This is a genomic window from Microcoleus sp. T3_A4 (assembly GCF_036700465.1).
In the GTDB taxonomy this organism is placed as follows: Bacteria; Cyanobacteriota; Cyanobacteriia; order Cyanobacteriales; family Microcoleaceae; genus Microcoleus.
On sequence record NZ_JAUBOY010000103.1, the window covers coordinates 1 to 5,732 of the forward strand.

General features: G+C 46.6%; 4 protein-coding genes. 2 read left to right on the plus strand and 2 right to left on the minus strand.

Annotated features, from left to right (window positions below; translation table 11 throughout):
• Positions 1 to 221: 221 nt before the first annotated feature.
• The gene (locus tag QUA07_RS29420) at positions 222 to 467 is read right to left on the minus strand and encodes a hypothetical protein (RefSeq protein ID WP_333332677.1); all 246 of its coding nucleotides are present in this window, start codon (positions 465 to 467) and stop codon (positions 222 to 224) included.
• A 191-nt stretch (positions 468 to 658) separates the two neighbouring features.
• Positions 659 to 3,391, minus strand: coding sequence for a type I DNA topoisomerase (gene topA, locus QUA07_RS29425; RefSeq protein ID WP_333332680.1), 2,733 nt, complete (start codon positions 3,389 to 3,391; stop codon positions 659 to 661).
• Positions 3,392 to 3,879: 488 nt separating this feature from the next.
• Between topA and QUA07_RS29430 the strand changes: the two genes are divergently transcribed.
• A complete protein-coding gene (locus tag QUA07_RS29430; protein ID WP_333332683.1) occupies positions 3,880 to 4,563 on the plus strand; it encodes a VOC family protein in 684 nt (227 codons plus the stop codon).
• Between the two features lie 170 nt (positions 4,564 to 4,733).
• Positions 4,734 to 5,732 (plus strand): protein kinase domain-containing protein (locus tag QUA07_RS29435; protein ID WP_333332686.1); only part of this gene is annotated, 999 nt, incomplete at its 3' end.

Genomic DNA, 5,732 nt, shown 5'->3' on the forward strand with positions numbered 1-5,732 from the left:
TTTTTTGGCATAGGGGGTTTGGCGTCCCTGTGAATCGGCTGCCCTTAATTATAACTAATTATCCGAACCTGATATTACCGATTGCGGCCGCGCAACAGTCACAGCACTACAACTAAACAATAATATTGCTGTTAGTGTCAGGCGTCAGTGGGTTAGTGCTGGATGGCATCCGCCAACAGATTCAAGTATTTCATAACCGATCCCATTTCTAGTAGCGCGGTTTACGGACATGAGGCTGTTATAACTTTAGCGTTAATTAAGGTAAAAATCCGATCTAGTTCTAGTAAGCTGGCTAATTCTACAACCTCTTCTGAAGTTAAAAGATTAGCCTTTTGTCGGTCGGCTAGTTCTTCTAATCGGGTTTGCAGGTTTTCCGTAAATTTGAATAAGTAAAGATTTCTGACTTTCTGAAGCGAAATATCACGATCGATCCAGTAGGAAGGTTGTACCATAAGTTCAGCTATCATGGTGATTCAATTACTCCAATTACTACATGGATAGTCTTGATTATATCATGAGAACGAAAGGATTACTTTAGAAAGAGCCGACCTACTTAGGCACGGCGCGATCGAAGAAACCGGGTTTTTTACCCAATCTGTCTGCTAAAACAAATTATTGCAAAAAACCCGGTTTCTGACCCTACAGTGCTTAAATCCTGCTAACTTGACTTAGTTGTTTTCTTGGCTGTTGTCGCAGTCGCCGTCTTTTTAGCAGTGGTTTTCTTCGCCGCAGTCTCCGTCTTTTTAGCAGTGGTTTTCTTCGCCGCAGTCTTCTTCGTGGCAGTTTCCGATTTCGCCACAGTTGTCTTTGTTGACTTCTTCGACTTGCTGCTAGATTTTCCGCCGCCCGCTGCTTCCTTTGCTGCTAACAAATCCAGTGCTTTTTGTAAGGTGAAATTCTCCACAGATTCATCCTTCGACAAAGAAGCATTGATATCGCCGTGTTTCACATAGGGGCCGTAGCGGCCATCGTAAACATTGATCAATTCTCCCGACTCTGGATGCGCGCCCAATTCCTTCAAAGGTGTAGCTGATTTGCTGCGACCGCGGGCGGCTTTCGGCTGCGATAATAACTCTAAAGCCCGATCGAGCTCGATCGTCAAAACATCATCCGGCGGTTTGATCGATCGATAATCTTTCCCCACCTTACCCTGGTCATGCACCACATAAGGCCCGTACATCCCCAAATTAGCTTGCACCTTCGCCCCCGTCTCCGGGTGAGTGCCCAGCAACCGAGGTAAAGTCAACAAACTCACCGCCATATCCAGCGTCACGCTGTCCTTATCCGTCCCCTTCGGTAAAGAAGCCCGCTTCGGTTTCTTGTTCGTTTCCGAAACTTCCCCTAACTGAACGTATGGCCCATAACTGCCAATGAGCACATAAATCGGTTCCCCAGTTTCCGGGTGAAGACCTAATTTTTCCGGGCCTTCGGTTTTTTGCTTTAACAGAAACTCCACTTGTTCCGGGTCTAAATCTGCCGGCGTCAAATCTTGGGGAATCGATGCTTTTACCAAGCCTTCTTCGCTTTCAGATTCTAGGTATGCGCCGAATTTGCCGATGCAAACTTTGGCGGTGAGATTCTCCAACACCACAGTTCGGGCAACTTTCGCATCAATCTGACTTTCCTGTTCCTTAACTTGGGTTGCAAGTCCCGTTTCCCCTGTATAAAACTTTTGCAAATACGGCAGCCATTTCGCCTCCCCGGTGGCAATTTCATCGAGGGTTTGTTCCATTCGGGAAGTAAAACCGGTGTCTACTAAATCGGGAAAATGTGTTTCCAATAAAGTCGTGACGGCGAAAGCGGTGAATGTCGGAATTAGGGCATTAGCTATTAATTTCGCATATCCGCGATCGACAATTGTCCCGATAATACTCGCGTATGTACTCGGACGGCCCACACCTTCGCTTTCCAGCATTTTGACCAGAGAAGCTTCCGTATAGCGGGCGGGAGGTTGAGTTTCGTGCCCTATCGCCTCTAAATCCTTACAATTAGGTTTATCCCCCACCTTCAGCGCCGGCAAAATCACCTCTTGGTCTTCCAACGCCGCATTCGGATCGTCGGAACCTTCCACGTATGCGCGCAAAAAGCCTGGAAAATCAATGCGTTTGCCGCTGGAACGGAAACCGGCATCTTCTACCTGAGTTAATACAGTGACGTGAGTTTGGCGGGAATCGGCCATTTGAGAAGCCACAGTCCGCTTCCAAATCAAATCATAGAGGCGGAAATCAATCCCATCCAATCCGGTTTGCTGCGGAGTCCGAAAAGTGCTGCCGGCGGGACGAATAGCTTCGTGGGCTTCCTGCGCGCCTTTACTTTTCGTCGTATATTTGCGCGGTTGGGGGCTGAGGTATTCGCTGCCGTAAAGTTCTTGCACACAACTGCGCGCGGCTTCGATCGCCTGTTCGGACAAATGCACCGAATCCGTCCGCATATAGGTGATAAAACCGCGTTCATAGAGACTTTGGGCAATTCGCATAGTTTCTCGCGCACCCAGCCTCAGTTTGCGGTTAGCTTCCTGCTGCAAAGTCGAGGTCGTAAACGGCGGCGAAGGTTTGCGGGTGACTGGCCGTTCTTCAATATTCCCGACAGTCCAAGGTTTGTTTTGAATGCGTGAGAGTAAAGCCCGCGCCTGTTCTTCGTTGAGCAAAAGTACGCGGCGGCCTGCGATAATTTGCCCGGTATTTTCATCAAAATCGCTGCCATTTGCAACTTTTACATTGCCGACAGTCACGAGTTTGGCATCAAAGGAAATCTTGCCCTTTTCCAAAAGGGCTTTTAAATCCCAGTAGCTACCTTGGCGGAAAGCGCGGCGTTCGCGTTCCCGGCGCACCAAAAGCCTGACTGCGACTGACTGCACTCTACCAGCCGACAAGCCCCAAGCGATTTTTTTCCACAGTAGCGGAGAGAGTGTGTAGCCGACGAGTCTGTCGAGAATTCGGCGAGTTTCTTGGGCTTGTACTACTCGATTGTCGATATCGCGACAGTGAGTCAAAGCATCGCGGATTGCTTCGCGGGTGATTTCGTGAAACACCATCCGCTTGATGGGCACTTTGGGTTTGAGGATTTGCAGCAAATGCCAGGAAATGCTTTCGCCTTCCCGGTCTTCGTCAGTGGCTAGAATCAGTTCTGTGGCGTCTTTGAGGGCGTCTTTGAGTTCTTTAACAATTTTCTTTTTATCTTTCGGGATGACGTAGAGGGGTTCAAAGTCTGCTTCCACGTTTACGCCCAGTTGCGCCCATTTTTCTCCTTTAACGGCTTCTGGTATTTCTTCGGCGGAGGATGGTAGGTCGCGGACATGGCCCATCGATGCCTCTACACGGTAGGTGGAGGGCAGGAAGTTGCGGATGGTGCGGGCTTTGGTAGGAGATTCGACGATGACTAAGGTTGACATGGCATCTTTTAAATATGGATGGCAGCGCAGCTAGAGGGTCTAAGTTAGAGAGTTTAGGTCAGATGTCAAGGTTTCTTTCAACTTTGGGCGATTATTTTCAAACTACCTTAATTTTTAAGTTATTGCCGATCGGGTTGCAGGTGACAAGCTGATGGGATTTTACTGCTTTCGGGGCAGAGGCTGCGAATCGCCTCTCTACAAGATGCACTCCTTGGATGACCTGACTTTAGCAGAATTGTCGGTAACTGGATGTTGAGACTGCTGGATGCGGGCGGATGGTTCCTCAATCTGGTTGTAACTTCAAGGTTGAGGAAGGTTGGGGCGACAGATTTTAGATTTGAGATTTGAGATTTGAGATTTTAGATTGGGAAAGATTCACTGAGTATAGGTTTTGGACTTTGGTACAGTACGCTGTGCGGCATCAGGGTGGCGATCGCAAAAAAAGCAATCACAGGGGATTAAAATTACTTGAGCGATCGAGCAATTCGATGAATAATTCTATGACATTTGAATTCGACCATCTTTTCATCCTTACTGATATTGGTGCTTCGGAAGCTAATCGTTTATCATCTTTCGGTTTAGTTGAGGGTGGATCTCGCATTCATCACGGACAAGGTACAGCCAATCGCTGTTTCTTTTTCCATAATGCAATGTTGGAATTGTTATGGATTCACGATCAAGAAGAGGCGCAGTCTGCTCCAATTCGTCAAACTCGTCTTTGGGAGCGATCGACAAATCGGAATAATGGTGCCTGTCCTTTTGGCATCTGTTTGCGTTCAGCCCAAGGTTCTAATGACACAATTGCATTTTCAAGTTGGGCATATCGTCCACCTTATTTATCTGAAACGATGAGTATCGCTGTAGGAACAAATAGTGATGTGTTGACTGAGCCGATGCTTTTCCAAATTTCCTTTGGTAAACGTCCAGATCAATACTCTGCTGATAAGTCACAGCCTTTGGATCATGGTGTTGGTTTCCGCGAAATTACTCGTGTAGAATTAGTCAGTCCTGCTGCCAATAACCCGTCACCAGAACTTCAAGCAGTGCTTGAGACAAATCAATTAAAGTTGCGAATAGGAACCGAGTATTTTGTCGAGCTTGGTTTTGATGGAGAAGTGCAGGGAAAACAGGTAGATTTCCGACCTGGATTGCCACTTATTATCAGTTGGTAATCAAAACCTGTAAAACAATTAATAATATGGCTTCAGTATCCAACGAAATGCGATCGTTCGTACAGAACGCGGACTGACAATTGCAGGAACATTAGAGGCTATTGAGAATTTTTCAAGTTGGCTGACTAAACTAGAGATATAGTAACCCCCAATTTATTGAGAACTGGAAAATGGAGACAATTACTGACCTGCCAGGGTATCGCATAACAGAACAACTCTATGCAGGATCTCGTACTTTAGTCTATCGCGGTGTCCGGGAGAGCGATCGGACTCCAGTCGTCATCAAACTGCTGCGAAACGAATACCCCAGCTTCAGCGAACTGCTGCAATTCCGCAACCAGTACACCATCGCCAAAAATCTACGTCTGCCTGGAGTTGTTGAACCCCTCGATTTAGCACCTTACAAAAACGCCTATGCTTTGATAATGGAGGACTTTGGAGGAGTTTCCCTGTCTACTTATATCCCGGCAGCAACTGATAAAAACCAACCCGATAAATCTGTATCTTTAGAAGACTTTCTCAACCTAGCCAGGGAACTAGCAAATATTCTACACTCTCTCTACCAAAACCGAGTTATTCATAAAGATATCAAACCCGCCAATATTCTGATTAACCCACATAGCAAACAAATTAAACTCATTGACTTCAGCATTTCTTCCCTGCTGCCGAGAGAAACCCAAGAAATCCAGAATCCCAACACCCTCGAAGGAACCTTAGCTTATCTCTCCCCAGAAAAGACAGGAAGAATGAATCGAGGCATTGACTATCGGAGTGACTTTTATTCCCTGGGTGTGACCTTCTATGAATTGTTGACAACACAGTTACCCTTCGAGTCAGACGACCCAATGGAGTTAGTGCATTGTCATCTAGCCAAACAGCCGATTCCGGTACATCAAATCAAGCCAGAAGTCCCCCTAATTTTATCCCAAATTGTTAGTAAACTGATGGCCAAAAATGCGGAAAATCGCTATCAGAGTGCATTAGGACTGAAACACGATTTAGAAATTTGTCTGGCTCAATTACAAAACACGGGTAACATTGAGACGTTTGCATTGGGAACGCGGGATATTATAGACCAATTCCTCATCCCCGAAAAACTCTACGGCAGAGAAACAGAAGTTGAAACCTTATTAGCAGCCTTTGAGCGAGTCAGCAGGGGCAGCACCGAA